Origin of the sequence: Sphingobium phenoxybenzoativorans, from assembly GCF_018286635.1 — a bacterium.
GTDB lineage: Bacteria > Pseudomonadota > Alphaproteobacteria > Sphingomonadales > Sphingomonadaceae > Sphingobium > Sphingobium phenoxybenzoativorans.
On the sequence record NZ_CP073910.1, the window covers coordinates 3,548,410 to 3,574,031 of the forward strand.

The following is a 25,622-nucleotide window of genomic DNA, read 5'->3' on the forward strand; positions in this document are numbered from 1 at the left end:
AGACGGGGCCGATGATCCGACTTGGAGAATTGATGATGATCCTCGAACTACATCGGCAGGGCGTATCGATATCCGCCATTGCCCGACGCACTGGTCGCGACCCCAAAACCATCCGAAAATATATCGAACGGGGCATCGAGGCCCCGGTTTACGGCCCTCGCATGCTGGGGCGACCGAACAAACTGGCACCCTATCTGGAATTTTTGCGTGAGCGAGTGACGGCCTTTCCCGATCTGACGGCGGCGCGTCTGACGCGGGAAATCCGTGAGCTGGGGTATATGGGCGCCTATACCGCGGTAAAGCGGTTCCTGGCAGCGATCCGGCCGGAAAACGGCCCTAAGCCCTTTGAGGTTCGGTTCGAGACGCCGCCTGGCGTGCAGGCACAGGTCGACTTTGCCCGGTTCGTCGTCGAATTTACCGATGAGCCCGGCGTCAGCCGGATCGTCTGGCTGTTCAGCCTGGTGCTGGGACATTCGCGCTTCCTGTTTGCGCGCTACGTCATGCATCAGGATCTCCAAAGCCTGTTGCGCTGTCATATGCAGGCCTTTGAAGCGCTCGGCGGCGTCCCGATCGAGATCCTCTACGATCGCATGAAAACCGCTGTGACCGGGGAAGACGATCAGGGCCACATCATCTACAATCGATCATTGCTGGCTCTGGCCGGGCATTATCGCTTCGTGCCGCGCGCCTGCCGTCCCTACGGGCCAAGACCAAGGGAAAGGTCGAGCGGCCATTCAGCTATTCCGCAAAGACTTCTTCCTGGGCCGGAGCTTCCGCAATCTGGACGATCTCAATGTCCAGCTGATCGACTGGCTCGATACCGTCGCCAACGTCCGTGTCCACGGCACGACGCAGCGGATTATTGCTGAAGCCTTCGCCGCCGAGCAGCCTGAGTTGCAGCTGCTTCCGGCGGGCCGCTTTGACGCTGTTCTGAAGCTGGAGCGCCGCGTCAGCCACGATGGGATGGTCGGTCGGCGGCAATTACTACAGCGTTCCCGATCGCACCGGCGCGTCGTCGAAATCCAGCAGTTGCCCGACAAGATCCGGATCGTAGACCTGGGCCAGGTCATTGCCGAGCACCCGGTTCTTGAGGGGCGCCGACAGTACAGGATCGATCCTACGCATCGGACAGGCGGCAGCGGCGCCAAGCGCCGTATCCATGGCAAAGAGGTAATCGCCATCGGTCGTATAGGCCAGCATGTCGCTGTGCGCTCCCTGGCCATCTATCAGGCGATCGGCAGCCAACTGGCGCGGGGAGAACGGCCATGAACCATGGGGGTGCCGCATCCCGCGTCGATAATATCCGCCGCAGCCTGGTCCATCTTAAAATGCCACGCGCCTGGAGATGCTCGACGCCACCCTGCGCGGCATAGAGCAGGGCAAAATCGATGGCATCGAGGCCATCGACATATTGCTGAACGAAGAACTGTCGCTCCGGGAGAACCGCAGGATCAAGGCGGCCCTGCGCATGGCAAGGCTGCCGATCATCAAGACTCTGGACGGATATGACTTCTCCTTCCAGCCATCGCTCGACCGGAACCGCATCCTGGCGCTCGCTGGCCTGGACTTCATCAACCGGGCCGAGGTGGTGCATCTGTTGGGTCCTCCCGGTACCGGGAAAAGCCATATCGCCACTGCCCTTGCTGTCGAGGCCGTGAAGGCGGGCAAGAGCGTCTACTTCATCCCGCTCGCCGATCTGATCGCTTCACTGACCAAGGCGGAACGGGAGGGCACGCTGCGCGAGAGGATCCGCTTCCTATGCCGATCCTCCCTGCTCGTCGTAGATGAGATCGGGTATCTTCCCGTCACGCCCGGGGGCGGCAATCTCTTCTTCCAGCTCGTCAACGCCCGATATGAAAAGGGTGCCATGATCCTGACGTCCAACCGCGGCTTCGCCGAATGGGGTGATGTCTTTGGCGATCCGGTGGTGGCCACCGCGCTGCTCGACCGCCTTCTTCACCACGCTGTCGTCATCCAGATCGAGGGCTCCAGCTATCGCATGCGACAGCACGCCGACCTCCTGCCCGAGCATGCGCGCATGGCAACGTCCATCAACCCACCGCCCTTGCCGAAACGGCGCGGCCGCCCGCCAGCAAAGGAAAAGCCCGATCTCCATCACGGCTGATCACCGAAACAAACCCTCCCGCCAAACTAGGGAATTTTAGATGCCCACTTTTGCGGAATCTTCGGCGCCCGTTGACAACGCCGTGCCGGAATGGCGGAGGGCGTAGCCCGGAGGCGTTCCGGCACGGCGTAAATCGTCTTCTTTCCCAAGCAGGCGGGGTTCAGCTGCGGTTTTTGAAGCGCCAGCTGTCGTTGCCGGTCTCGATGATGTCGCAGTGGTGCGTAAGGCGGTCGAGCAGTGCCGTGGTCATCTTGGCGTCGCCGAACACGGTGGGCCATTCGCCGAAGGCAAGGTTGGTGGTGACGATGATCGAGGTGCGCTCATAAAGGCGGCTGACGAGGTGGAACAGCAACTGGCCACCGGTTCGGGCGAAGGGAAGATAGCCCAGCTCATCGAGGATCAACAGGTCGAGCCGGGAGAGATGTTCGGCTAGTTTGCCGGTCCGGCCCTGGTGGGTCTCCAGTTCGAGCAGGTTCACCAAGTCGGTGGTGTTGTAGAACCGGACGCGGGCGCCGCTACGGATGCAGTTGCGGGCGATGGCGATGCTGAGATGGGTCTTTCCCGATCCCGTACCGCCGACCAGCACGACGTTGCGCTGGCTGGCGAGGAAGTCGCCGGCGGCAAGGTCGCGAACCAGCCCTTCGTTGATCGGCGTGCCGGTAAACTCGAAGCCGTCCAACTCTCGGGCGAGCGGCAGCTTGGAGGCCGTCATCTGGTACTTGATGGAACGGGCGTGCTTCTCCGCAACTTCGGCCTTCAGCAGGTCGCCGACGACGTGCTGGACGGGATGCTGGCGCTTGAGGGCATCGGCGATGACCTCGTCATAGGCATGACGCATGCCGGCAAGCTTCAACTCGGCCATCAGGCCGATAATCTCATGGCGCTCCATCATCATGCGGCCCTCCGCACGGGCAGTAGCCGATCATATCGGCCCGCATCGGCGACGGGCTCGATCTTGAGTTGTAGATGCTCGGGTGTGGCGATGCTGGGCTCCATCGGCGCCGATCGGGACCGGGCCAGGATATTGAGCACGACATCGGCGCTCGTGACTCCCTGGGCCAACGCTTCGGAGGCAGCCGCTTCCAGCGCATCGAGGCCATCGACCGTAGCTGCAGTCAGAATCTTGACCATCTGCCGGTCGCCATCATCGCTGCCCTTCAGCTTGCCGCGAAGACGTTCCAGCGCTGGTGGCAAGGCCAGTTGCTTGAACGGCGCCCCGTTCCTCAGCGCCCCCGGCTTCTTCGCCAGAACCGGCACGTAATGCCAGGGATCATAGACGGTCTGCTCGCGACCGAAGCGGCGATCGTGCTCGGCAACGATATCGTCGCCCTGACGGATGACGATGCGGTCGGCATAGCCGTGGACCTCAACGGGACGCCCGAGGGCGCGGGCTGCCACCGAGTACTTGTTGTAGTCGAACCGCACGAGCAACGTCTTGGATACCGACGCCGCGACAGCGTGGAAGCCGTCGAACGGGGCGTTCGGCATGCGCATCAGCGCGAGCTTCTCGTCCTCGAACACATCAGCGATGGTGCGGTCCCGAAGCTCAGGATGCCGATGGGCGTTGGCGTGTTCCAGGCAACGATCGAGCAGCCAGGCGTTCAGCTCCGCGTAGCTGGCGAAGCGCAGCCGGGGCGTGAAGAATCGTTCGCGCACAACGCCAACCTGGTTCTCAACCTGCCCCTTCTCCCACCCCGCCGCCGGCGTGCATGCGGTCGGCTCGACCAGGTAATGGTTGCACATCTGCAGGAAGCGGCGGTTGAACTTGCGCTCCTTACCCAGGAAGACCGCATCCACCGCGGTGGTCATGTTGTCGTAAATCCCGCGCGTGCAGACACCGCCGAAGAAAGCGAACGCTCGGGCATGGGCGTCGAACACCATCTCCTGCGTCTCGCGGGGATAGGCTCGCACGAAGAACATCCGGCTATGGCACAGCCGCATATGGGCGACCTTCACCGTCGTCGTCACACCCGCCAGCACCACGACCTCGTGGCTCCAGTCGAACTGGCAAGCCTCGCCGGGCTCGAAGCTCAGCGGCACGAACGCGGTCGCCGTCCGGCCCACTTCCTCGCGCTGCCAGCGGCGGGCATGGCGGCGAACCGTATCGTAGCCGCCCTCATATCCTTGCGCCCGCAGCGCCTCGAACAACCGGATCAGCGTCAGCCGTTCGCGCCGCGGCTTGCGCTCGTTCTCCGCCAGTAACCGCTCGAGCTCGGCAATGTGGGCACCGAGCTTGGGCATCGGCTGAACCGCCCGATCGTAGCTGAACTTGCAGTCCTCGGCCTCGATCGCCTTCCTGACCGTCTTCCTCGAAACATGCAGCCGCCGCGCAATCTCTCGCACCGACTGCCGCTGTACGAAATACGCACGCCTGATCCGTCCAATCGTCTCCACCGTCGTCATCCTCCGCCTCGTCGCCTGCCTCAATCGCGAGCGACAATAGATGACCCGGGGGTGGTCCCCGATTAGGCGCCGATCACCGAGTCAGGTGGGCACCACTTGCACGCCGAAACACACCCTTGGCCTTGGGCGGCCTCGACGTGGACAGCAACACGCGCAACCTGTGCGATGACTGCCATGATGAGGTGACTGCCGAGCAGTTCGGCCATGCCGCACCGATCAAGGCGGTGGGCGTGGGCAGGGACGGGCGACCGACGAGTGCTGATCACCCTTGGAACCGAGGCGCGTAACATTGTTGCGCGGCGGCGCACGGATCGAATAGGCGCAACATTATTACGCCCCCCGGGTCAAAAGTTTCGTGGCTTGATGCCTGGACACCGGACGGCCTCTCCGTGCGCATTTTAGGCTGAGATTGAGGGGGGAGGGTTTCGAACCCGCAACCCGGGAGACCTGATATGACCCTTCCCGCTGTTGATGGCGGTGACGGCGTTCCGCCCCAGCCTGACTGGATCAAATTCTTCAGCCGTAAATTGGACCGCGCGCGCGCCGCCGAATATTGGGGCGTGATCGTTCGCGAGCTTCGGGCGGCCGAGAAGCTGTCGGTTGCAAATGGACATGCGATCATCCGTCTGGTCGTCGCCTATGTGAATTTCGATCGATCCGCGAAGGAGGTCGCCAAGCTCGGGCCGGTGATGAAGGCGCCGCGCACGAAAGTCCCGACGTACAATCCCTGGTGGACTACGATGCAGAACGCGGCGTCTGCGGCGGCGGCAGCCGAAAAAGATCTATGCCTCTCGCCGCGCGATCGCGGCGCTGGCGCGAAAGTCACTACGAGGAAGCGGAAGCCCAGCGCGGCGACTGCCTACTTGAGGCCGGTTGCGGAATAAGTATTTGGCCGAGGTCGACCCGACCACGGCCTGGGCAGAGGCGGCGGTTCGCGGAGACTTCATAGCTGGCGACTTGCTGCGGCACGCCGCCGAGAGGCACATTCGCGATCTGCGCGATGCGCCAAGTCGGGGGCTGCATTGGAGCGTTGAGGGGGCAGCGCACGCGCTGGGCTTTCTGCCTGCCGTATTTTCGGTGACGGACGGGCCTCGCGCCGGCGAGCCTTTCTACCCCTTGGAGTGGCATACCTTTGTGGTCGGCAGCCTGTTCGGCTGGCGGACAGCATCGAATCGTTGGCGGTTTCGCTCTGGCTGGCTGGAGACGGGGAAGGGGCAGGCAAAGTCGCCGCTCATGGGCGCCCTTGGCGTTTATGTGATGGGCTATTGCAACATCCCGCGCGCGCAGTGCTTCGCGATCGGCCAGGACAAGGCGACCGCCACGGTCCTGTTCCGCGACGCGGTCGCTATGTGCCGGGGACAGATCCCAGATGAGGATGAGGGGGACAGTCTCGAAAGCCGCGGTGAGATCATCGTGCGCGGCGAAGGCGATAACGCCTGGAAGCTGGAACACCCGGACAGCGGATCGTTCTTTCGCACCCTCGCGGGAGGGGATGCCCAGTCAGGCCCCCGCCCTTCGTATGTGGCGGCGGATGAGATCCACGAATTCAAGTCGGACGCTGCGCTAGAGAACTGGAAGCGCGCGATCGATAAGGTCGGGGGCAACGCCCTTATGCTCCTGGGGACAAACACGCCTGCGACGACGCAGATCGTCGGCACGTCCTATTCGGACATGTATCAGTCGATCGCCAAGGGCGAAGCGAAGGACGACACGGCCTTTGCATTCGTTGCCCGGGTCGACAAAGCCGACCGGGAATCGATCTTCGAGACGGAGGACAACTGGCCGAAGGCGCTGCCCGCGCTGGGCGAGACGTTTCCGATCGAGAATTTGCGCGAGACGGTGGCAGGAGCCGTGTTGCGGCCGTCGACGAAGTCGTCTGTGAAGCGGCTCTACTTCGGGATCGATATTGGGGCGGCCGACTTCTGGCTGTCGGAAGACAAGTGGGCGGCGGTGCAGGGCGCGGTCGATAGCCGCGCCATGAAGGGCTTGGCCTGCTGGCTGTCATTGGATCTGTCGCGCAAGAATGACCTTACCGCGCTGACCGCGACTTGGCGCAACCCTGAAGGGTTTCTTTGGTCCAAGACCTGGTACTGGACCACGAAGGATGGTCTCGCTGATCGCGCAGAGGCAGATCGCGCGCCCTATGTCGAGTGGGAGCAAGACGGCTATCTGACCGCCACGCCTGGCGCGACGATCGACTATACATTTGTGGCCGAACAAATTTCAGTGCTGGTGGCCGAGCACAACATTGAAGCACTGGTCGTTGATCCGGCATTTATCGCGGATTTTATCACCGCTTGCGAGGTCGTTGGGCTTCCTGTCTGGCGATATGAGGGGCCGGGTAAGCCGGAAGGGCGCGGGCTGAAGATCATCAGCCACGCGCAGGGTAAGCGCATCAGGTTTGAGGACAAGCAGCTGTGCATGCCTCATTCGATTACGCGGACTGAAGACGCAATTTTGGAAGAGCGTATCGTCATCGACGCTTCGCCTGTCACCTATTCCTGCGCGGCAAACGCCGTCCTGGATGAGGACGGGCAGGGCAATCGCTGTTTCGAGAAGGCCCGTTCGCGCGGACGCATTGACGGCATGGTGACGATCGCGATGGGGGTCGGTGCCGCCACGACGGCAGACAAGCCGAAGAAAAAGTCGGTCTACGCCACGCGCGGCGTCCTGCGGGTCTGAGGGAGGGTAAATGGCTGGCCTCTCCCCCAACGATTATATTCGCGCCGCCGGCGGGCGGCGTAACAGTGCGTCGGGCACCCGGGTTGCAATGTCTCCGCCTTCGGGACCTGGCGTCATGGCGTGGACCTCGTACGACATGGACAGCCCGGTCCTTCGCGATTTCTTGCGCGAAGGACCGGAGTCCGTGACAGGTGTTGGCGTCAGCGAAAAGATGGCGCTGCGCAACAGCACCTTCTTTCGTGCGGTAAATCTTATTGCGGCCAGCATGGGAATGCTGCCGGCGCATTTGATGCGGCGCAAGCCGGACGGAACCATAGAGAAGGCGAAGGACAGGAAGTTGTATCGGGTGCTGCTAAAGCGCCCTAATAGCTATCAGACAGCCTTCGAATTCAAAAGCTACATGCAGACTTTGGCGCTGCTCGATGGCAACGCTTACGGACTGATCCTCCGCGATCCGCGGAGAGAGGTGCTGCAGATCATTCCGCTTCCAAGGAAAGTGATTACACCGAAACTTTCGGACGATTGGAAGCTGACATTCGAGTATCGGCGGCCGAAGGGCGGCACTGTCACGCTTCAGCAAGAGGAAGTTTTTCATTTCCGTCATCCAATGACGCGAGACGGGCTGATCGGCGTCAACTTGGTGGACATCGCCCTCAACGCGATCGGCATCGCGTCGCAAGCCGAGCGTGCGGCCGGCAAGTTGCTGAGCGGTGGCGTGATGGCCGGCGGGGCTCTTGAAAGCGACGAAACTCTCGGAGAGGAGGCGATCGCGCGGCTAAAGCAAAGCATGGCCGATCAGAATATGGGTGTGGAAAACGCCGGCGCGTGGCTGGTGCTGGAAGAGGGCCTGAAGGCCAAGCCGTTTATCGCCAGCGCCAAAGACAGTCAGTTCGATGAATTGCGCCGCCGCCAAGCTGAGGAAATCTCTAGGATCACGGGTGTGCCGCGCCCGCTGCTGATGTTCGACGAAACGAGCTGGGGCTCTGGAATCGAGGCGCTCGGCCTGTTCTTCGTGACCTATTGCCTGATGCCGTGGTTTGTCGCGTGGGAACAGGCGATCGAGCGGTCCTGTCTGACGATCGCCGAGCAGGACGCCGACGAGCTGTACGTGAAGTTCAACGAAGGCGCTTTGCTGCGTGGCTCTCTGAAAGATCAGGCTGAGTTCTTCGCCAAGGCGCTTGGACAGGCCCCCTACCGCACGCCGAACGAGGTCCGGGGCGCGTTCGACATGAACCCAATTTCGGGCGGCGAAAATCTGCCGCCGTCACCGTCAGCACCAGCGAATGCCAAAAAGGAACCCAAGGATGAATAGCCATCGTTCATTCCCGCGCATCTTCGCGCGCGAGCGTCCGGCTGCTTTGCCCCTCCCTGCAGAACGGTCGGTCTCTGCCTTGACCAGCAGCAAGGTTCTGGATCGCTGGTCGGCCGACGCGGCCGGAGTGCGACCGCTTGCTTTGGAGCAGGGCGACAATGTCATTACCATGTTTGACATCATCGGTGAGGATTGGTGGACGGGCGGCGGGGTGACGGCGAAGAAGGTCGCGGCGCAGCTACGCGCGATTGGGGATCGCCCTGTCGAGGTCCAAATCAACAGCCCTGGCGGCGACATGTTCGAAGGGCTCGCCATCTACAATGTGCTACGCGAGCACCCCTATGATATCACGGTCAAGGTGATGGGTATGGCGGCTTCGGCCGCGTCGATCATTGCAATGGCTGGCGACACTATCGAGATCGGCGCTGCTAGCTTCATCATGATCCATAATTGCTGGGTCATCGCGATCGGTAACCGGCACGACATGCAGGAAACGGCGGAATTCCTCGCACCATTCGATACTGCGATGTGCGATGTATACGCGCAGCGCACCGGCCAGAAGGCGGCCGAGATTGCGAAATGGATGGACGCGGAAACCTATATGTCGGGTTCCACCGCAATCGAGCGTGGTTTTGCCGATGAGTTGCTGTCGGCCGACAAGGTGACGATAGACGAAAAGGCGAAGGCGGCCGATCGTGACGCCAACGATGTTCGCGTGATGGAGCGCAGCCTTATGGCAAGCGGCGCGACCCGCAGTGAGGCGCGCGCCCGCATCAACAAACTCAAGGGCAAGCGTGACGCTGTCCTGGACCCCGCCGCCAAGCAGGACGCTGGCGGCACCTCCGAAGTGTCGGCCCTATTCGCCGACATGCTGAAGAAAATCCTGGAATAGGAATTTTATCATGAAAAAGATGTCTATCCCCGCCTTGCTGGCGGCCGCATCCGTGTACCTGACGCTTCCGTTTACCCGCCTGCAGGCGCTTGCGCCCGAAGATGAGGTGAACCCCTTGATTGCGCCGACGCTCGATCTGCCCAAGCTGCCGCGCGCTATCGTTGCCGCTAGCGTCCGCGCCGAAGTCTCGACTGACGTCAAAGATCTGTTCGCGCAGTTCAACAAGACCTTCGAGGAATTCAAGGCCAAGAATGACGAGACCCTGAAGGGCAAGGCGGATGTTGTCCTGAGCGAACAGGTCGATCGTCTCAATGGGGCGATGGATGATCTCGAAAAATCGATCGAGGAAATCACCATCCAGATCGCTGCTGCGAAGTTGAACGGCGGTAAAGAGCAGCCCCGTGATGCGGAATATACTGCTGATTTCTCGGCTTACTTCCGGAAAGATGTGGCCTCGAAAAAGATGGAGGAGATCCGCGCTGCCGCTACAAAGACCGATGGCGAGGGCGGTTATCTCGCACCGGTTGAGTGGGATCGCACCCTATCCGGCCGGCTCAAGCAGATTTCCAAAATCCGCGAGTATGCAACGGTTCAGACGATCAGCGGTGCGGGCTTCACCAAGGTCTTTACCGACCGGGCTATCGGCTCGGGTTGGGTTGGAGAGCAGGCATCGCGTCCCGCCACCAGCACGCCGGCGTTCACGTCCCTGGCTTTCCCCTTGGGAGAACTGTACGCGAACCCCGGCGCCACCCAGGGCCTGATCGACGATGCTGAGGTCGATATCGAAGCCTGGTTGGCAGGCGAGGTCTCCACGGAGTTCGCGCGTCAGGAAGGTATCGCGTTCCTGTCCGGCGACGGCTCGAATAAGCCGCATGGCCTTCTTACCTATGTGACCGGCGCAGCTAATGCCGCGCGTCATCCTTGGGGCGATATCAAGGTCACGAACAGCGGAGCGGGAGCCGCGATCACGACTGATGGCATCCTCGGGATCATCTACGATCTGCCGGCGGACTATGAGGCGAATGCCAAGCTGTTTATAAACCGCAGCAGCGTCGGCGCGCTCCGCAAGCTCAAGGATGCGGGTAACAACTACATCTGGCAGCCGGCCTTTGAAGCTGGCCAGCCATCGACCATCTCCGGTGTGCCGATCGTCGACATCCCGGGCATGCCGATCGTTGGCGCAAACAATATCGTCGCGCTGTATGGCGATATGGCGGAAACCTACATCGTCGTTGATCGCTATGGAATTCGGGTCCTGCGCGATCCGTTCACCAACAAGCCCTTCGTCCAGTTCTACACCACGAAGCGCGTGGGCGGCGGGGTCAAGAATCCAGACGCTATGAAGGCTCTGAAAATCTCGACCTGATCGCAGGTTGAGTCTGGGGGCTGTCGGGCCGGGGAAATCCCCGGCCCATTTCATTGGAGAACATCATGAGTGATTTGCTGAAACTGCTCGACAATAATGTCGAGACGGTCGTTGCCGGGCTGGAAGGCCTTTCGAAGGATGACCTGAATGCTCTGCTTGCGGCTGAGAAGGGCGGAAAGACCCGGTCTGGCGTAATGGGTCCTATTGAACAGGCATTAGCTGCTGACGATGGCGCGCATGCCGATGTTGCGCCCGCTGAAGATTTTGAGGCCTCCGGCGCCCCGCACCAGATCGTACCTGACATCGATCTGTCGCATCCGGCGGTCGACAATGACCCACGTGAGACCGCAACGGCGGAAGCGGTGAGGATCGATTTTAATGATCCAACGACTTCTGATGAGAGCGCAGTTGCTCAGAACCTGAAGAACCAAAGGATCGCATGAACTGACCGTACTCGTCGGGTCGCTCATCGCTGAGCGGCCCTTTCATATTTGGAGCTAGGTTATGACGCGATCTGCATTGCGGAATAGAAATATCCGGAACGCTTACGCCTATGGGAGCGGCCCAGCGGGAGCGGTTGCGGTAGCAAGGATCGCGAGCACCCGCGGCCAGGCAATGAATGCTTCTTCGCTCGTTGGAGGCGGTGGATCGAATTACACACGCTTTGAAGCGCGTATCCTTTGCAAAGCCGGACCGGACGGCATTTCTAGTCCGAAATTTCATTTCAACGGCTTCTTTTACAATGTCGGTCAACAGAATCAGCCAAGCAATCTTCAGGTCGAATTATGGATCGAGCGAAACGGGGTCTCCACTCAGGTCACGTTTGGCGGTAACCTTCTCGGCACGATCCCAGCCGGGGCTACAGATTACGCGTCTGACGCAATGGCTGGAATCACTATCCCGCCTAATGCCGAATATTATCAGCGCGTCGGCTTCTTGGTTGCATCTGGACAGCAGCTCATGCCTGGCGGAAATCGGGACGCAAATATAGGGGAAACATTTGTTGGGAGTACCGCTGCCGTTTCTCAGCTAGGCGGTACGGGCGCGCTGAGCATACCGGCGGGTGGCGCAATTCAGTCCGCAGCTATCATGGCTGCGTTTGTCGAGACCACGCGCATCAAGACAAAAAATACTGCGCTTTTATTGGGCGATAGCCTCTTTTCTGCAGCTAGTTATGACAATGTGGGAGACGGCCACGGGAACATCGGATACATCAAACCAGCTTTGTACGCTGGTTCCGGCGGCCCTTACCCATTCGCTGACTATTCGCGGAGTTCTTCCCAAGCATATCTTTATGCGACACAGACGGGTTGGCAGGCTGCGCTGGATTATTGCGATGTGCTGTTGTGCAACCTTGGGACGAACGATCTTACCCAAGCGTCTGGCGGTAATTACACTCTAGCCGCCATCCAAGCTAATCTTCTGACGATCTGGGCAGCTGCCAAGGCTAAGGGCAAAAAAGTCTATCAGGCGCTGATCTGGCCTCGCACGACTAGCACAGACAGTTGGGCAACGGCCGCAAATCAAACCCCATTAGCTCGTTTTACTGTAGGGGGCGACAAGGAAACTCTCAACACGTGGATACTGGCCCGTGTCGGCACCGAGATTGATGGTGTAATCGACCTGTTGAGTACAGTCGTTGACGCCGGCACGCCCTCCGTTTGGAAGGTTACTGGCGCCGCGAACTATGCGACTGCTGACGGCACGCACCCAAGTGCAACGATGTGGACGCTTCTTCAGAATGCGGCAACCGCAATCGTACCTAACATAATGGCGGCAGGCGCGCTGGCGCTCACTGGCAATCCTCCATCCGGCGCAATCGGAATTCCTTATTCTTTCACGCCAACGGTTGTGAACGGTACGGGACCATTCACGTTCCAGCGCACTGCGGGGACGCTTCCTGCTGGCTTATCGCTCAACCCGTCAACAGGGGCCGTCGCTGGAACACCGACGACCGCGAACACCTATAACTTTACTTTGCGGGTGACTGATTCCCTTGGCGCGATCGCAGACTTGGCGTGCGCCGTGCCCATCGCCAATGCCCTGGCCGTTGATACCTTCACGGGATCGAACGGCACCAATCTCACGGCTCGCCCGGCTGATACAGGACAGTCATGGACCGCAATCAGCGGTAGCGTACTTATTGATGGAGCGAACGCAGCCTACATTTCTGCGAACCCAAGCATGTATACATTGGGTGTCACCCTACCAAGTGCTGATTACTCGGTCGAAGCTGAAGTGACCTTCCAATCAGTAGTAACAAATCAGGCCCAATATCTGATTGGCCGCCAAGTCGATAATATTAACAACTACAATTTTGGTCTGCGCGGGTCTGATAGGTGGGCATTGATCAGGTACGTCGCCGGCTCGCTCACCGAGCTTGCGTCGGTCCCCTACACACCCGTTGCCGGGCAAACAAGCAAGCTTAGGATGGCCTTCTCCGGCTCAAACATCAGATGCTACGTCAATGACGTTGAGGTTATAAATCTCAATGACACGTCTTTTGCCGCGTCGGGGGCGGTTGGAATAAGAAACCTCTCAAATGTAAGTGGCGCAAATACAGGCCTGCATTTTGACAATTTCAAGGTTTATGCATGAACGGCCCGTGGTCCAAAGCCTTCAAGGGGCAACCGCTGGTCGGTATATCCGGCGATGGGAAATATCAGCAGAACTTCAACGCGGGCACCACCTTATACGGCCCTAAGCTCTTTGCGCGTCAGCACGCCGACTATGGAGGCGGCAAGTTCGACCCTCATACAGGGCAGGCTTACGAGATCGGCGGCGGTGTTCTGAATATCACCGCCTACAAGGACGAAAAGGGCGATGTTCGCTGTGGCAACGTCCAGACGGTCACCATCGACCAAGCCGGTTCTGGCGCTCCGATGACAACCGCGAACAGCTTTTCACAAGCTGGCGGCTATTGGGAGGCGAAGATCAGGTTTCCTCGCGCCCAAGGCACATGGGGCGGCTTCTGGTTGCTCTCCCCGGACGATCCGAAGTCACGCGGGCACCTCGAACTGGATGTCATCGAATATTACGGCGAGGGCGACGCCAAGGGCCATCACCACAGCTTCCACCGCTGGCATTATGCGGGGCAAAAGGATGTCCACAGCAGCCATTATACGGGCGTGCCGGAATTGGCGGACTTCAAGTGGCACACGCACGGCGTAGACCTGCGCGGCATATCCGAACTGGATGGCCGGAAAGCCGTGGTCTTTTATCAGGACCGCAAAGAGGTCGCCCGGTTCGCCGCGGATGATGAATTTTTCCAAAGCCGCTTTTACTGGCTGCTGACACTCAACATGCAGGCCCCAGTGAAGCCAGAATACACGCTGCCGCAGACAATGCAGGTAGATTATGTGCGGGTGTGGAGGTGATACATCCTAACGACCTCCTGCTTGCTCAGATCGGCGAGATCATGAATCAACCATGCGACACAAGCTGCGCTTCAATTCAGCTGTCAGGTAATGGGAGGTTGACTAAATTGGCCAGCGTGAAGTCCAAACCGATTTACGACCTTTTTGATAACTGCAGGCTCACCGGCAACTCCCTTGTGAGCAGCAAGCTCTAGCGCCTGCCGTTTGGTTTCAACGCCAGCTATGTAAAATTCTTGCCTGTCCCCGACATCGTATCTCATCATCCAGATCATTTCCATATCGTACCTCACTAAAAGCAGGCGGATCCTACAGGGCCTATCTTAAGCGGAGATTGCTGGTGTCGCTTCATTACATCATATCCGTCATAGTGGTCCGAGGGCGGAATATTCAGATAAACTAAATCACAGAAAACGCAGCGCGGGCGTTAGGCTTCTACCTCCGGCTGACGGTTGGGCGAACCCGCGCAGGCCAAACGATAGGAGCTGGACCAATGCCGAGTTTTTGGCGGTCGTCGTTTAGCGTCACAGCCCGATAAAGTAGAACGGATGATTTAGGAGCAGCTGCTTCAGTTCCGAATGGTGTCTTAGGCGAAGCGGCCGACACGGTCCGGAGGATCATCGGAGAAACAACCTTATAAGGCCGCGAAACTCGGGGCCATTTCCATTGGTAATTGATCGCGCGGCGAACCGTGCAGAATGAGGCAATTGTGGGCGAACCGCTAAGTCTTCAGCAAGCCAAAGCGCACCTTCGCGTCGACGGTGACGATGAGGATGATCTTATCAGTAGCTGCATCGTCGAAGCACGGGGGTGGGTTGAGGATTACACCGGCCTGATCCTCACCTCGCGGGCAATCGTTGAATCTGTTTCGGCCTTTGACGCGCGGCTGCGCGCGTGGCCGATCACAACCCTCGAGACCATAAGCTACACTGACACCGATGGGTTGTCGCAGACGCTTGCTTCAGCGGATTATACCGCTCAGCTAACAACGCGGCCGGCAAGGATAACGGCTGCCCCAGGCGTGCGCTTCCCAGCGCTCCTTCCAAACACCCGTATATCGGTCTCGCTGACCGCGGGTTTCACCGATGCTGCCGCAATGATCGACTTCGCCCCCAATCTCCTGAGGGCGATGAAAATCATGTTGACTGAATATTACGACAATCGCGGCGCAGCAGACGGGGGCAATAGGGCTGAAAATGTGGCTAAGGCCCTGTGTCGCAATTTGCGGAATTGGGCAGTTTAGATGGCTTGGACACCGCTGCAAGTCGGTAGGCTCAGATGCCGCATCAGGATCGAGGGTGAGAGTTTGGCGTCTAACGGCCAGGGTGGCCATTCGAAGGTGTGGACCCCTCTTGCCGAAATTTGGTCAGAGAAGATTCCCATGCGGGGGGATGAAGTCCTTCGCGACAATGTTCTGCGCTCCACAAGCACCGCGCGTTTCGTCATCCGCTACCGTGATGATGTGACCACAAAGCACCGGCTGGTTGAGAAGGTCAGCGGCAAGATCTGGAACATTAGGGCGATCGATGACCCGTATGGGCGGTCGGACAGGAACGAGCTTACCTGCGAAAGCGGTGTGTCGACCTGATGCCACGGCGGGGACGCTGGAAAGGTGGCAAGTCCTTCCGTCGGCTATTAAAGAATATGCCCGATGCAATGCATCGGGAGTTGGAAGATGTCCTCGATCAGGGGGGCGCCGATATCCAGAAGGCCATGATCGCTCGGACTCCGCGCCGGACTGGCAAGCTGGCTGCGGGAATCAAGAAGCGGGTGCTTCGAAAGTCGCTACGCCTTCGGGTTGGCCTGCTCGGTACGCCCAAGGGCCGGGCGAAGCTATTTTATGGCCGTATCGTCGATCTCGGCCGCCGGTCGCAACTGGTCACGGTTACGCGCCGCAAGGTCGCCGGGTCCGTGCTAGTCCGCGGGCGAAAGGTCGCGGGCGAACCATATGTGATGCGTGTGCGAGGTTTCTCAGGTCGCCGCTTTGTCACCGGGCGCATGCCAGATGTTCGCAATCTGCTCAACCAACGGTTGAAGTCTGTGTGGGATCGCGTCCTGAAGAAGGCAGCGTCCGGAGGTAACGATGATTAGCGCTATGGATGCCCTGGAAAAGGTCACCTTTGAGTTACTGACAGGGGTTCGGGGCAGTATAGCCATTTCAGGCGCGTCGGTGTTTGAAAACGTACCGGAGGATACACTACCGCCGGTGGTTATAATTGGCGATATGGAAGCGGTTCCACTTGGTGAGAAAGGCGATCCAGATCGGAAGATAGCGCTGACTATTCTCGTCGTGACCGATGGAGAGGAGCGCAAGCCCGTCCTTGGATTTTTGCAGCAGATTGAGAGCATCCTCTCCGACGTCAGCGAAGCTTTGGCGCCCTGGACGCTGACATTCACATTTGCAACGTCAACGGCAACCTTGACGCCTGAGGGGGATGGCTATGTCGGCACCTCCATTTTTGACATCTTCGCGCTGAAAGACTGAACCAGTTGCCGCGGCAAATAGCCGGCCCAAGCGCCGACTAGAGGCAAGCCATTTGAACCCAACAGGCTCGCTTCGGCGGGCCTTTTTATTGTCCACGGAGCATCAAAATGGCTAAATTACTCGGGAATAATTATCGGCTTTGGGTCGAGACTGCGGTCGCTGGCACTTATGCGGAGCTGAAGGGTCAAACGACCCTTAAGATCTCTCGCCAGGCAAATACGATCGACACCTCGACCAAGGATGATTTTCCGTATGGAACGCAGGCGCCTGGTCTCAAGTCGCTGACCATCGACGTCGAGCTTTTCCCCAACTTGCCCGATACCGGCTACACCCGCTATGAAACGCTGGCGCAGGGCAGCGCGCCGGTAAACATGCAGGTGCGCAAGGGCGGCTCTTCCGGCGATAATGACGACGTCGTGTTTCAGGCCTCGCTCTACATCGGCAATTTCGACACCGACATGTCAAAGAATGACGTGTTGAAAGTCACTTCGCAGCTAACCCTGGCTGCCGCCCCCACAGTCGACACCCTCGCCTGATCCTCGAATCGGAGAAGACCTATGACGATCAAGATCGGCGACAAAACATTTACCGTCAAAAAGCCCTCAGATATCGACGGCGCGCTAATAGCGTCGATGGGCCTGAATGCTGCGGAAGTGGTTCGGCTCCTCCAAGCCAATCCCCTTGCGCACCATGTAGCGGGCGCGCTCGCCCCCTACCTTGGCGATGATGCACCGGCCATTGCCGACTTGTCGCGGGCTATCGCCGAACATGGCTTGACCGAAGTTGCTGTCGCTGTCGCGCAGCTGCTCAAAGTCGATCCCGCACCGACGCCGCCGCTCGCATAATGGAGGACGCAAGCCCGCCTGCGAACGCGCTTCGCGGGGAATTCGATCTCGTACTAGAGGGCGAGGCTTATACGCTTCGCCCCTCTTATGAGGCGATTATCGCCTTTGAACGCGGCACAGGTAAGACCCTTCTCGAATTGGCAAGGGCGTCAGACGCACTGGCGATATCGTTGGAGGAGTCGTCTGTAGTCGTGACGGAGTGCATCCGGGCGTATGGCCGGGAAACTCAATCGTCGCTTCAGGCCGTGCAGCTGCAACGTATCACCGAGATGGTCTATGAGGCCGGCCTGGTCGAAGTGGTCGCCCGGCTGGGGGTCATCTTATGGATGGCCGTATCAGGGGGATGCGCCGCCTCGGGAAAAGCGAAGACGACGGGGACGACGAACCAGACGACCGAGACCCCCGTCGTCAACTCGCAGGAATAGCCTCGGCCGCACTACACTGGACGCCCCGCCAGTTCTGGTCCTCCACGCCCGCTGAATTCTGGTCTGCCGTTGAGGCATGGAAGAAGATGAACACGGCGAAAGCGGATTAACGCCCGCTTACGATAGCGTCCCGGATGGACGCGCCCGCAATCAAGATCGCGCCGGGCAACAGTCCGACCAGCGCGAGAAAGCCTGCACTTACCTGCTGTAGGCCGATTTGAGCGGCCTCGTCGGCGGCATGATAGCCCATGCCCGCCAACACCGCATAAGCGCCCGAAAGCGCGCCGAACACACACAGTAAAATTCCAGCCGGGAACATGACCGTCTCCTTCTTTCTGGAAGAGGTACGGCCCCAGTGCGCTGAATTCAATCAGGGGCAACATGGCAGACACAGACGTCAAAGCCCTGATGCTCCAAGTGGATGCATCAGTCGAACTGCTGCGCAAGAACCTCGCCCAGGGAGAGCAGATCTTCAACCGGTTCCAACAGGCCGGCGATCGCGCTCTTGATAAGCTGGATGGGCGCTTTGCAAAAACCTATTCGTCGATGGGGCGGCTCGGGACGAGCGCCAAGATGGCGCAGGCCCAGATCGAGGCATCGACCAGCCGTATTCGCGATTCGATCCGCAATCTCGCCGGTGCGTTTGGGCTCTATCTTAGTGGCCGCGAACTCATCAGCCTGACCGACGGCTTCACCCGCATGCAGAACAGCCTGAAGGTCGCAGGACTGGAGGGGCAGCGCCTCGAAAGCGTTCAGAACGCCCTGTTCGCGTCGGCCCAGAAATACGGCACTTCTATCGAAAGCCTGTCCGCACTGTTCGGCCGCCTGTCGCAAGGCGGAAAGGAGCTGGGTGCCACACAGGACGACCTACTGAAATTTTCCAATGGCGTAGCAGCGGCGCTGAAGGTGCAAGGGGGGACAGCCGAATCCACGGCGGGGGCCATCCTGCAGCTGACGCAGGCGCTTGGCGGCGCCGTCGTCCGCGCTGAAGAATTCAATTCGATCAATGAGGGCGCTCGCCCGATCCTGCAGGCTGTGGCCAGTAATATTGATCGTTTTGGGGGTTCGGTAGCGAAGCTCCGTGCGGAAGTGATTGAGGGGAAGGTCACCAGCCAGGAATTCTTTCAGGCATTCCTGAAAGGCACCGACGGCTTGGAGAAACAAGCCTCCGCAGCCACGCTGACCGTAGCCGCGGCGATGACCCAACTCAACAATGCCCTCACGGTCTACTTCGGTGAGGCGTCGAAAACTAGCGGTGCATCTGCCGCGCTCACGGCGGCTATCGGGGCGTTGGCTGATAATCTGGAAACCGTCATTCCCGCCATTGCTACGATCGTGACCGGGTTGGGGGTTGGCTACGTGCGCAGCGCGCTCGCCGCTGCGACGGCGACGCGTTCGCTTGGGTCGGCGCTGCTCGGCGCGTTTGGCGGACCGGCCGGGCTGGCCATCACCGCTGTCGTTGTCGGCCTGTCTTATGTGGCGGCCCAGTCCATCAAAGCGAAAGCGGAGATGGATGCTTTGATCGGCACCGTTGATTCCGCCGAGGCGGCCCTGGCTAAAGCCGCTGATCGCGCCAAGGCCGCCGGGGTCAACGTCGGAACGGCCGGTTCTGCTGCCACTACGGCAACCGGGAAGTTCATTGGCCTGGGAGGGGCATTTCAGTTTGCTGCCGAGCAGGCGGCTGCTTTGGCGAAGAACACCAAGCTCGCTGAACTTGCCCTCATTCAGTCGAGAATTCATGCGGCTGAGACCGCCAATGCCGAGCTCCGCGCGAAGCAGAGCCAGGCCGATCAATCGGGCAGCATCCTAAAATATGCCGCTCCGGTTGCGAACGCAGTGCTGCGCGGTTCGGGCATTTACGACCCTGATAAGAAGCGCAGTGAGCGCGCCGCCAAAATCGCCGAGAATGACGAGATCATCAAGCTGGCGAAGCAGCAAGCCGGCATAGTCAACGCGACACCCGAGTCCGCGTTCGAGGAAAAGCCGAACCCGGCCAGCCCAAAACCGCCGAAGACGAAGAAGCCATCGGGTCCAACGGCGGAGCAAATCGAGCAGCGTCATATTCAGGAAATGGCGCGGCTGAACCAGGAGGAGCTTGCGGCGCGCGCGGACCTCGTCACCGATGCCAGCGAGCGCGCGGATCTCCAGTTCGAACTGCTCCGCGCCGAGTATCGTGAGCGGGTCGCCCAAGTCGATGCCGATAAGCATTTCACCGCGGAACAGAAGGCGGCGCAGAAGGCGGCGCTCCTTCGACTGTACGGATCGGACGATGGGTCAAGCGTCAATCCGGGGATCCTTACCGGACGGATCAACCGCGATCTGGATGACACTCTGGCGCAGGAAGCGCAGGAACTCGCCAAGGCGGCGAACGCCAACGCGCGGGATGATCTTCAGGCATCTGCCGGGCTTGCTGATACACGCACCCAACGGCAGGCAATTGAGCTTTCCCTGCTCGATCTGGCTTTCGAGCAGGAACGCATCGAACTGGACGCCGTGCTGGCGAGCCGCAGCGCAACGGAAACGCAGAAAGAGATCGCTCGCCGCCGCCTGGCGATCCTGGGCAGCCTGCAGGACCAGGGCCGGGAGAACATCAATCGCCAGTATGAGGGACCGCTCGATCGCTATCGTCGCGAAGTCAGCGGCGTGGGCAAAAACATCAGCGATGAGATGGAGAGCATTCAGGTTCGCGGGCTTCAGAACCTGAATGACGGCCTTACCGATGCGATCATGGGCGCGAAGAACCTTGGGGACGTTTTCAAGGGCGTAGCAAAGCAAATCATCTCGGATCTGATCCGCGTCGCGATCCAGCAGACGATCGTCAATAATCTGCTCGGCGGGATGGGTGGAGGTGGGTCGGGCTTTCTGCAAAAGTCAGCGAGTGGTGCTGGGGATTTTGTTTCCAACCTGATTTCGGGCAAGCGCGAATTTGGCGGACCGGTGATTGCGGGCCAAGCATATCTCGTTGGTGAGAAGAGACCTGAGGTATTTGTGCCGGAGGTTAACGGCCGCATCCTGGCTAACGCCGGGGCAGGTCGGTCGGCTGCTCAGACGGTTGTACATCAGACCATACAGTTCACCGGTGCCGTCGATCTGGCGACGCGAGCCGAAGTCTATCGTGTCGCTGATGCCGCGAGGGCTGCCGCGATTAAAGGCGTTCGCGAATCTGGTAGGCGGTCAGGCTGATGGCGGATCTTACTTGGCCAAGTGGCCTTTCGCCGTTCCGGATGACATTCTACCTGCAGCCGCATGTGGGCGGGGCGGAAAGTCCGCTGACCCGGACACGCAAGGTCTACACGCTTTCCGCGCCGCGCTGGGTCTGCAAGCTCTCATTTCGGGGCGTCGCCAGCGAAATCGATCATCCGGCGGCCCTTGTCCCGCCCCTACTCGACAGCCTGATTATTCAGATGGCCGGTGGTGCGAACAGAATGGCACTCTGGGACTTCAGGCGACCCTATCCTATTGGCTTGCGCAAATATTATCAGGGTTTCGCTGGACAGCGTTTCACCTTCACGGGTGGCGAAGATTTCACGGGCGGCGAGCGCTTCGCTATCAGCGGTACACCGGAACCCTTAAACGATGTTGCCGACCAGGGCGCAAGTAGCATGGTTTTCAAGGGCTTCAAGCCGGGCCAGCGGCCATTCCAGACCGGGGATTATTTCGGCGGTGATGGGCGGACCCATCTGATCCATAGCAGCACGGTCGCGGACGCTGGCGGACGGACCACCGTAACTTTCGACCCGCCTCTCGCTTCGGCGATCGGGTCGGGGCGGGCGGTGACGATGAAACCAACATCCCTGTTCCGGCTGAGCGGCGAGGATGCGGGGCAGAACGATGAAGAGATTGGTCAGGCAAGCGTTTACGCGCTCGAATTTACCGAGGATCTGACCTGATGAACCGGCGCGACTTACCGCCGTCGCTGGCGGCGGAAATCCTGGCCCCCACATTGCAGCCTTTCCTTGCGTTGCGGATCGAATTTCCCGATCCCGTCTATGCGTTCACTGGCAAGGGCGCGATGTCCTTCGCCTCCGTCGATGGAGCAATGCGGCAATGGCTGGGTATCCACGGTGTCGCATCGATCGGCGCGGCGACGGAAAGCACCGACGGTTCCGCGCAGGGGATCGAGGCGACGTTGTTCCAGATCCCCAGCGAGTTTCGCAATGATATTGCCGACCAGGCTGTGCGTGGATGCCTATACGAGCTTTACCTTGGAGCGTTCGCGCCGGATTTCCAGACGGTCCGCGCCGTTAAGCGCATCTGGAAGGGGACGTTGCAATCCTATGTGATCGATGATTTGGGCGAAAGCATCACCGTCACCGCGGGGGGTGAGAGCCGCGCGATTGACCAGAAGCGGCCAAGTATCAAGCGGTTCACGGACGAATATCACCGCCGCAAATATGCCAATGACAAATTCTTCGAATATGCGCCGAAGCTGACAGAGGTGCCGCTGCTCTGGGCGAAGCAAAAGCAGGATCCTGTCGTATGAGAGATCCCGACTGGAGCAATCACTGCGGAGACCTGTGGCGAGGCCATGTTCTGGACAGCACCGGGCGGGACATATGCACGGTCGTCGGTCCATCGCCGCGCAGCGCTGGCGCGTGGGCTGCCATGATGCGGCGGCTTGGGGTGAGGACGATGTCCGCTGTCATCAGCGCCGTGCATGGAACGCCTGTCGATCCCCGTGTCGCAAAGCGTGGCGATGTGGTCCGGCGCGGTTGGGCGATCGGCATCTGCCGGGGCGAGGACGCCGAATTTTATGGCGGCGCGATGATCCCGATGCGTCAGGTTGATGAGGCCTGGCCTGTGACTGCCTTGGCGGGTTGAGTAATGGGAAAGGTTGTGAAAGGTATCGTGGGCCTCGGTCTCGCGATTGGTATAGCCGTGCTCGCGCCGGCACTGGCTCCGGCGTTGCTTTCCGCTCTGGGTACAACTACCGCGACTGCATTGGCCACCAGTCTGGCGACCGCACTGATCGCTACAGCGCTATCCGTGGCGGCTGGGGTTATCATGCAGCAGCTCGCAGGAAAACCAGCCTCTGCCAAAGCTACGCCGATCAACTTCCGCAATTCTGTGTCGAACAGCTTCATCATCATCGGCAAGCGGCGGCAGGGCGGCAAGCTGGTATTCTACCATCCTGTCGGGAAAACGGAGCGCTATTTCATCTGGGCTGCGGCCGGTCACCGCTGCAAGGGCGTGACGAAATGGTTTCTGAACGACGAAGAGGTGACCGTAGACGGCTCCGGCAAGGTGACCAGCGGCGTCTATGCCAATCATGCCTGGTTATGGTTCGGCCGGGGCTCCTACGACACGGACGAAACCCCCGCGGGCTGGCGGGCCGCGACGGGCGGCAAATGGACAATCGATCATGTCGGCTATGGCGTGGCGAAGATCTACGCGAAGTTCGAGATGACCAAGGATGTCGTGTCCGCAGGCATGCCGACGATGTCGGCGGAGATCGAGGGAAGCGACGAAATTCGCGACCCCCGCACCGGAACGGTTGGCTACACGAACCTCGCGACGCCAGCTTTCTACTGGTGGCTCGCGATGCCGCGCGAGGAAGGAGGATTCGGGGCGGCTGCCGATGAGATACCGGGCGACGCGCTGCTGTCCGCCTGGACCAATATCTGCGATGAAAATGTCGACAATGGCAGTGGAGGGACAGAGAAGCGCTATGCCTTCGACAGCCTGATCGAGGTCGGCGCGCCGCCCAGCCAGGTACGCGACACGTTCGTCACGTGCTGTGCGGGCGGCTTCACCTTCTCGGAAGGCGTGTTCCTGATGCGCCCAGGATATTGGGTGCCGCCGTCCATGACGCTGGATGAGCGCGACCTTGCCGGCGGCATCCGGGTCTCCCCGATGCTCGATGCGGAGGCGGTGGCCACAGACGTGAGCGGGACGTTCGTCGATCCCGAGGATTTGTACCAGCCTGGTCCGATCCCGACCCGGCGGGTAGCGGCAGCCGATATCCGGCAGGTGGACTATGATCTGGCGCATGTGACGAGTCATACGCGCGCACAACGCATCCTGGAGATCATGCTTCGCCGCGCCCAATGCGAGAAGCGCGTGGATTGGCCGATGAACATCGCTGGGCTGGAAACGCGGGCGATGCAAACCGTGCAACTGGGAACGGCGCGCTATGGCCTGTCCAACTATACATGGGCGATCGACGGATGGAGCCTGAGCCAGGACTATGGCGTCGCGTTGGGCCTGCGTGAAGAAAATGCGGACATTTATGCGGAGCCCGTGCTGCTGCCCAAGCAATCGTCGGCGACGCCGGATGCGGCCGAAGCAGTGCCGCTGGAAGCCGACAGCGCGGCCCTTCTGGGCGGCACGTACGGTAAAACCGACATTGACGACATTCGCGCCCGTCTGGACGCGCTCGAACCTTAACCAAGGGGTACATAGCAGATGGCCGATATCGCCGACATCCTTATTGATGGACAGGACGTGAGCATGCCTGACTTGCGCGCCTATCTAAGCGCGCTGCAGGGCCAGCTGGGGGCTAAAACGCTGGGAGCGCTCCCAGCGGGCAGCACCAGCGATACGATCGTCGAACGAACCTATAGCGGTCATAGCGGCGGCACGACGGATTTCCGCGCGTGGGTAGAGAAAAACACATATGCGGGCGGCAACAGCGCGGCGCAGGTGATCGGGCGCAATGGCGCTATGGAATTTACGCATTCCGGCGGCACCGTTACGTTCGCCTATTATACTCAGGCTTTCATCCGTCTCGGGCGGCTGGGCAGCTCGACCGGCAACATCACGACGGCGCGGATCTGGGAAGGCCATATCGCCAATGAGGGCAGCGGCACGATCGCCGAGGCAACCGTGTTCATGGCCCAGGATGTCGATCTGCTCGATGGCACGGGAGCGATCGGCAACATCCGCAGCTTCTATAGCGGCAACATTGGGCATGCTTCCCGCATTACCGGGACGGCAATCGGTTACGACCAGGCTGACATTACCGGCGGCGCGGCTCAGACCATTGGCTATCGGTCGCAGGTCTCGGACGGCACGAACAAATATAATCTGTTTGTGGCGGGGTCTGCGCCTAACCTGATCTTCAGCAATACGCGGATCGGCGACACCACGCGTCCACAGAATGCGCTGGAGGTGAAGGGCTACTTCAAAGCGGCCAATCTCGGGACGTTCCTCGCCAGCGGTTCATATCACGAGCTGCGCCAGTCCCAGAACACGTTCGCGCTTCGCGTCTCCAATGGGCATGGATCATCCCCTCGCGGCGTCCAGATCACTTTCGACGCATTCTCGCCCAACAATACCAGCGAAACCTTCCTCACCTGCACCGACACGGTCGGGGATGCCGCGCGGATCTATTCCAGCGGCAACGGCGTCAACAGGAACAACAGCTGGGGCGGCATCTCAGACCGGAAGTTCAAGCATCATATTGTCGACGCTCGCTCGCAGGTCGACGATTTCCGTAAGTTACGCTTCCGCCGTTATCGTCTCAAATACGAAGGGGATGATGGCAAAGAATATCTGGGTCTCATAGCTCAAGAGGCGCTGAAGGTTTCGCCGGGGCTGGTGAACAAAGCGGCCAATGATGATGGCAGCACGCACTACGAGCTGGCGTACAGCATCCTTTACATGAAAGCAGCGGTCGCGCTGCAGGAGACCATTTTCGTGGTCGACGATCACGAAAACCGCATCGGCCAGATCGAAAGAACGCTGGCCGCCTGACATCACAAACCCAGGAGA

The 25,622-nt window shown here is 60.0% G+C and carries 26 protein-coding genes and 2 pseudogenes; 25 read left to right on the top strand and 3 right to left on the bottom strand.

All coding sequences use genetic code 11. The features are described 5' to 3' along the window. The first annotated feature begins 11 nt into the window (after nt 1–11). Nucleotides 12–1,269: pseudogene (istA, locus tag KFK14_RS17585) on the top strand (IS21 family transposase). Further along, nucleotides 1,266–2,125 (top strand): annotated as a pseudogene (gene istB / locus KFK14_RS17590) (IS21-like element helper ATPase IstB). Before istA (KFK14_RS17585) ends, istB (KFK14_RS17590) begins: the two co-directional pseudogenes overlap by 4 nt. A gap of 160 nt (nt 2,126–2,285) precedes the next feature. Here the strand turns inward: istB (KFK14_RS17590) and istB (KFK14_RS17595) are convergent. Continuing rightward, entirely contained in the window at nt 2,286–3,017 is a 732-nt protein-coding gene (gene istB / locus KFK14_RS17595; protein ID WP_281417191.1) for an IS21-like element helper ATPase IstB, read from the bottom strand. Next, complete coding sequence (istA, locus tag KFK14_RS17600) at nt 3,017–4,528, bottom strand: IS21 family transposase (RefSeq protein ID WP_212608569.1); 1,512 nt, start codon at nt 4,526–4,528, stop codon at nt 3,017–3,019. Before istA (KFK14_RS17600) ends, istB (KFK14_RS17595) begins: the two co-directional genes overlap by 1 nt. Nucleotides 4,529–4,665: 137 nt before the next feature. Here istA (KFK14_RS17600) and KFK14_RS17605 point away from each other — a divergent pair, with 137 nt between their 5' ends. The 17 genes from KFK14_RS17605 (at nt 4,666) to KFK14_RS24355 (ending at nt 18,019) form a co-directional block, all read left to right on the top strand. Further along, complete coding sequence (locus tag KFK14_RS17605) at nt 4,666–4,815, top strand: hypothetical protein (protein ID WP_212608570.1); 150 nt, start codon at nt 4,666–4,668, stop codon at nt 4,813–4,815. A 165-nt stretch (nt 4,816–4,980) separates the two neighbouring features. After that, nucleotides 4,981–5,412: a P27 family phage terminase small subunit gene (locus tag KFK14_RS17610; protein ID WP_212608571.1), complete on the top strand. Its 432-nt coding sequence runs from the start codon at nt 4,981–4,983 to the stop codon at nt 5,410–5,412. Between the two features lie 4 nt (nt 5,413–5,416). Continuing rightward, on the top strand, nt 5,417–7,210 hold the full coding sequence (locus KFK14_RS17615) for a terminase large subunit (RefSeq protein ID WP_246524685.1): 1,794 nt from the start codon (nt 5,417–5,419) through the stop codon (nt 7,208–7,210). 10 nt (nt 7,211–7,220) lie between these two features. Beyond that, nucleotides 7,221–8,522, top strand: a complete 1,302-nt coding sequence (locus tag KFK14_RS17620) for a phage portal protein (protein WP_212608572.1) — start codon at nt 7,221–7,223, stop codon at nt 8,520–8,522. Next, nucleotides 8,515–9,414, top strand: coding sequence for a head maturation protease, ClpP-related (locus KFK14_RS17625; protein WP_212608573.1), 900 nt, complete (start codon nt 8,515–8,517; stop codon nt 9,412–9,414). Before KFK14_RS17620 ends, KFK14_RS17625 begins: the two co-directional genes overlap by 8 nt. Nucleotides 9,415–9,424: 10 nt before the next feature. Continuing rightward, entirely contained in the window at nt 9,425–10,780 is a 1,356-nt protein-coding gene (locus KFK14_RS17630; protein ID WP_212608574.1) for a phage major capsid protein, read from the top strand. 65 nt (nt 10,781–10,845) lie between these two features. Then, on the top strand, nt 10,846–11,223 hold the full coding sequence (locus KFK14_RS17635) for a hypothetical protein (protein ID WP_212608575.1): 378 nt from the start codon (nt 10,846–10,848) through the stop codon (nt 11,221–11,223). A 61-nt stretch (nt 11,224–11,284) separates the two neighbouring features. Next, nucleotides 11,285–13,378 (top strand): Ig domain-containing protein, encoded by a 2,094-nt coding sequence (locus KFK14_RS17640; RefSeq protein WP_212608576.1) that lies wholly within the window; start codon nt 11,285–11,287, stop codon nt 13,376–13,378. Then, on the top strand, nt 13,375–14,157 hold the full coding sequence (locus tag KFK14_RS17645) for a family 16 glycosylhydrolase (RefSeq protein WP_212608577.1): 783 nt from the start codon (nt 13,375–13,377) through the stop codon (nt 14,155–14,157). Before KFK14_RS17640 ends, KFK14_RS17645 begins: the two co-directional genes overlap by 4 nt. Before the next feature lie 706 nt (nt 14,158–14,863). Next, nucleotides 14,864–15,397 (top strand): head-tail connector protein, encoded by a 534-nt coding sequence (locus KFK14_RS17650; RefSeq protein WP_212608578.1) that lies wholly within the window; start codon nt 14,864–14,866, stop codon nt 15,395–15,397. Then, nucleotides 15,398–15,742, top strand: a complete 345-nt coding sequence (locus tag KFK14_RS17655; protein WP_246524686.1) for a phage head closure protein — start codon at nt 15,398–15,400, stop codon at nt 15,740–15,742. It begins immediately after the preceding gene. After that, a complete protein-coding gene (locus KFK14_RS17660; RefSeq protein ID WP_281417158.1) occupies nt 15,742–16,245 on the top strand; it encodes an HK97 gp10 family phage protein in 504 nt (167 codons plus the stop codon). The genes KFK14_RS17655 and KFK14_RS17660 overlap by 1 nt, the downstream gene beginning before the upstream one ends. Before the next feature lie 4 nt (nt 16,246–16,249). Further along, nucleotides 16,250–16,639, top strand: a complete 390-nt coding sequence (gene gp17, locus KFK14_RS17665) for a tail completion protein gp17 (protein ID WP_212608581.1) — start codon at nt 16,250–16,252, stop codon at nt 16,637–16,639. A 107-nt stretch (nt 16,640–16,746) separates the two neighbouring features. Next, nucleotides 16,747–17,175, top strand: coding sequence for a phage tail tube protein (locus KFK14_RS17670; protein ID WP_212608582.1), 429 nt, complete (start codon nt 16,747–16,749; stop codon nt 17,173–17,175). A gap of 21 nt (nt 17,176–17,196) precedes the next feature. Then, nucleotides 17,197–17,484, top strand: a complete 288-nt coding sequence (locus KFK14_RS17675) for a hypothetical protein (protein WP_212608583.1) — start codon at nt 17,197–17,199, stop codon at nt 17,482–17,484. Further along, nucleotides 17,484–17,909 (top strand): hypothetical protein, encoded by a 426-nt coding sequence (locus KFK14_RS17680; protein WP_212611285.1) that lies wholly within the window; start codon nt 17,484–17,486, stop codon nt 17,907–17,909. The genes KFK14_RS17675 and KFK14_RS17680 overlap by 1 nt, the downstream gene beginning before the upstream one ends. Then, nucleotides 17,828–18,019 carry a phage tail assembly chaperone gene (locus tag KFK14_RS24355; protein ID WP_425516690.1) on the top strand — a complete coding sequence of 64 codons (192 nt, stop codon included), beginning with the start codon at nt 17,828–17,830 and terminating at the stop codon, nt 18,017–18,019. Before KFK14_RS17680 ends, KFK14_RS24355 begins: the two co-directional genes overlap by 82 nt. Here the strand turns inward: KFK14_RS24355 and KFK14_RS17690 are convergent. After that, nucleotides 18,016–18,228: a hypothetical protein gene (locus KFK14_RS17690; protein WP_212608585.1), complete on the bottom strand. Its 213-nt coding sequence runs from the start codon at nt 18,226–18,228 to the stop codon at nt 18,016–18,018. The genes KFK14_RS24355 and KFK14_RS17690 overlap by 4 nt on opposite strands. A 62-nt stretch (nt 18,229–18,290) precedes the next feature. Between KFK14_RS17690 and KFK14_RS17695 the strand changes: the two genes are divergently transcribed. The 6 genes from KFK14_RS17695 to KFK14_RS17720 all read left to right on the top strand — a co-directional run bounded on the left by KFK14_RS17695 (nt 18,291) and on the right by KFK14_RS17720 (nt 25,604). Beyond that, nucleotides 18,291–21,092 carry a tape measure protein gene (locus KFK14_RS17695; RefSeq protein WP_212608586.1) on the top strand — a complete coding sequence of 934 codons (2,802 nt, stop codon included), beginning with the start codon at nt 18,291–18,293 and terminating at the stop codon, nt 21,090–21,092. Continuing rightward, on the top strand, nt 21,092–21,799 hold the full coding sequence (locus KFK14_RS17700) for a hypothetical protein (RefSeq protein WP_212608587.1): 708 nt from the start codon (nt 21,092–21,094) through the stop codon (nt 21,797–21,799). The genes KFK14_RS17695 and KFK14_RS17700 overlap by 1 nt, the downstream gene beginning before the upstream one ends. Next, nucleotides 21,799–22,392 (top strand): hypothetical protein, encoded by a 594-nt coding sequence (locus tag KFK14_RS17705; protein WP_246524687.1) that lies wholly within the window; start codon nt 21,799–21,801, stop codon nt 22,390–22,392. The genes KFK14_RS17700 and KFK14_RS17705 overlap by 1 nt, the downstream gene beginning before the upstream one ends. Continuing rightward, complete coding sequence (locus tag KFK14_RS17710; RefSeq protein ID WP_212608588.1) at nt 22,389–22,730, top strand: DUF6950 family protein; 342 nt, start codon at nt 22,389–22,391, stop codon at nt 22,728–22,730. The genes KFK14_RS17705 and KFK14_RS17710 overlap by 4 nt, the downstream gene beginning before the upstream one ends. A gap of 15 nt (nt 22,731–22,745) precedes the next feature. After that, complete coding sequence (locus KFK14_RS17715) at nt 22,746–24,296, top strand: phage tail protein (RefSeq protein WP_212608589.1); 1,551 nt, start codon at nt 22,746–22,748, stop codon at nt 24,294–24,296. 63 nt (nt 24,297–24,359) lie between these two features. Continuing rightward, nucleotides 24,360–25,604 (top strand): tail fiber domain-containing protein, encoded by a 1,245-nt coding sequence (locus KFK14_RS17720; protein WP_212608590.1) that lies wholly within the window; start codon nt 24,360–24,362, stop codon nt 25,602–25,604. Nucleotides 25,605–25,622: the final 18 nt, after the last annotated feature.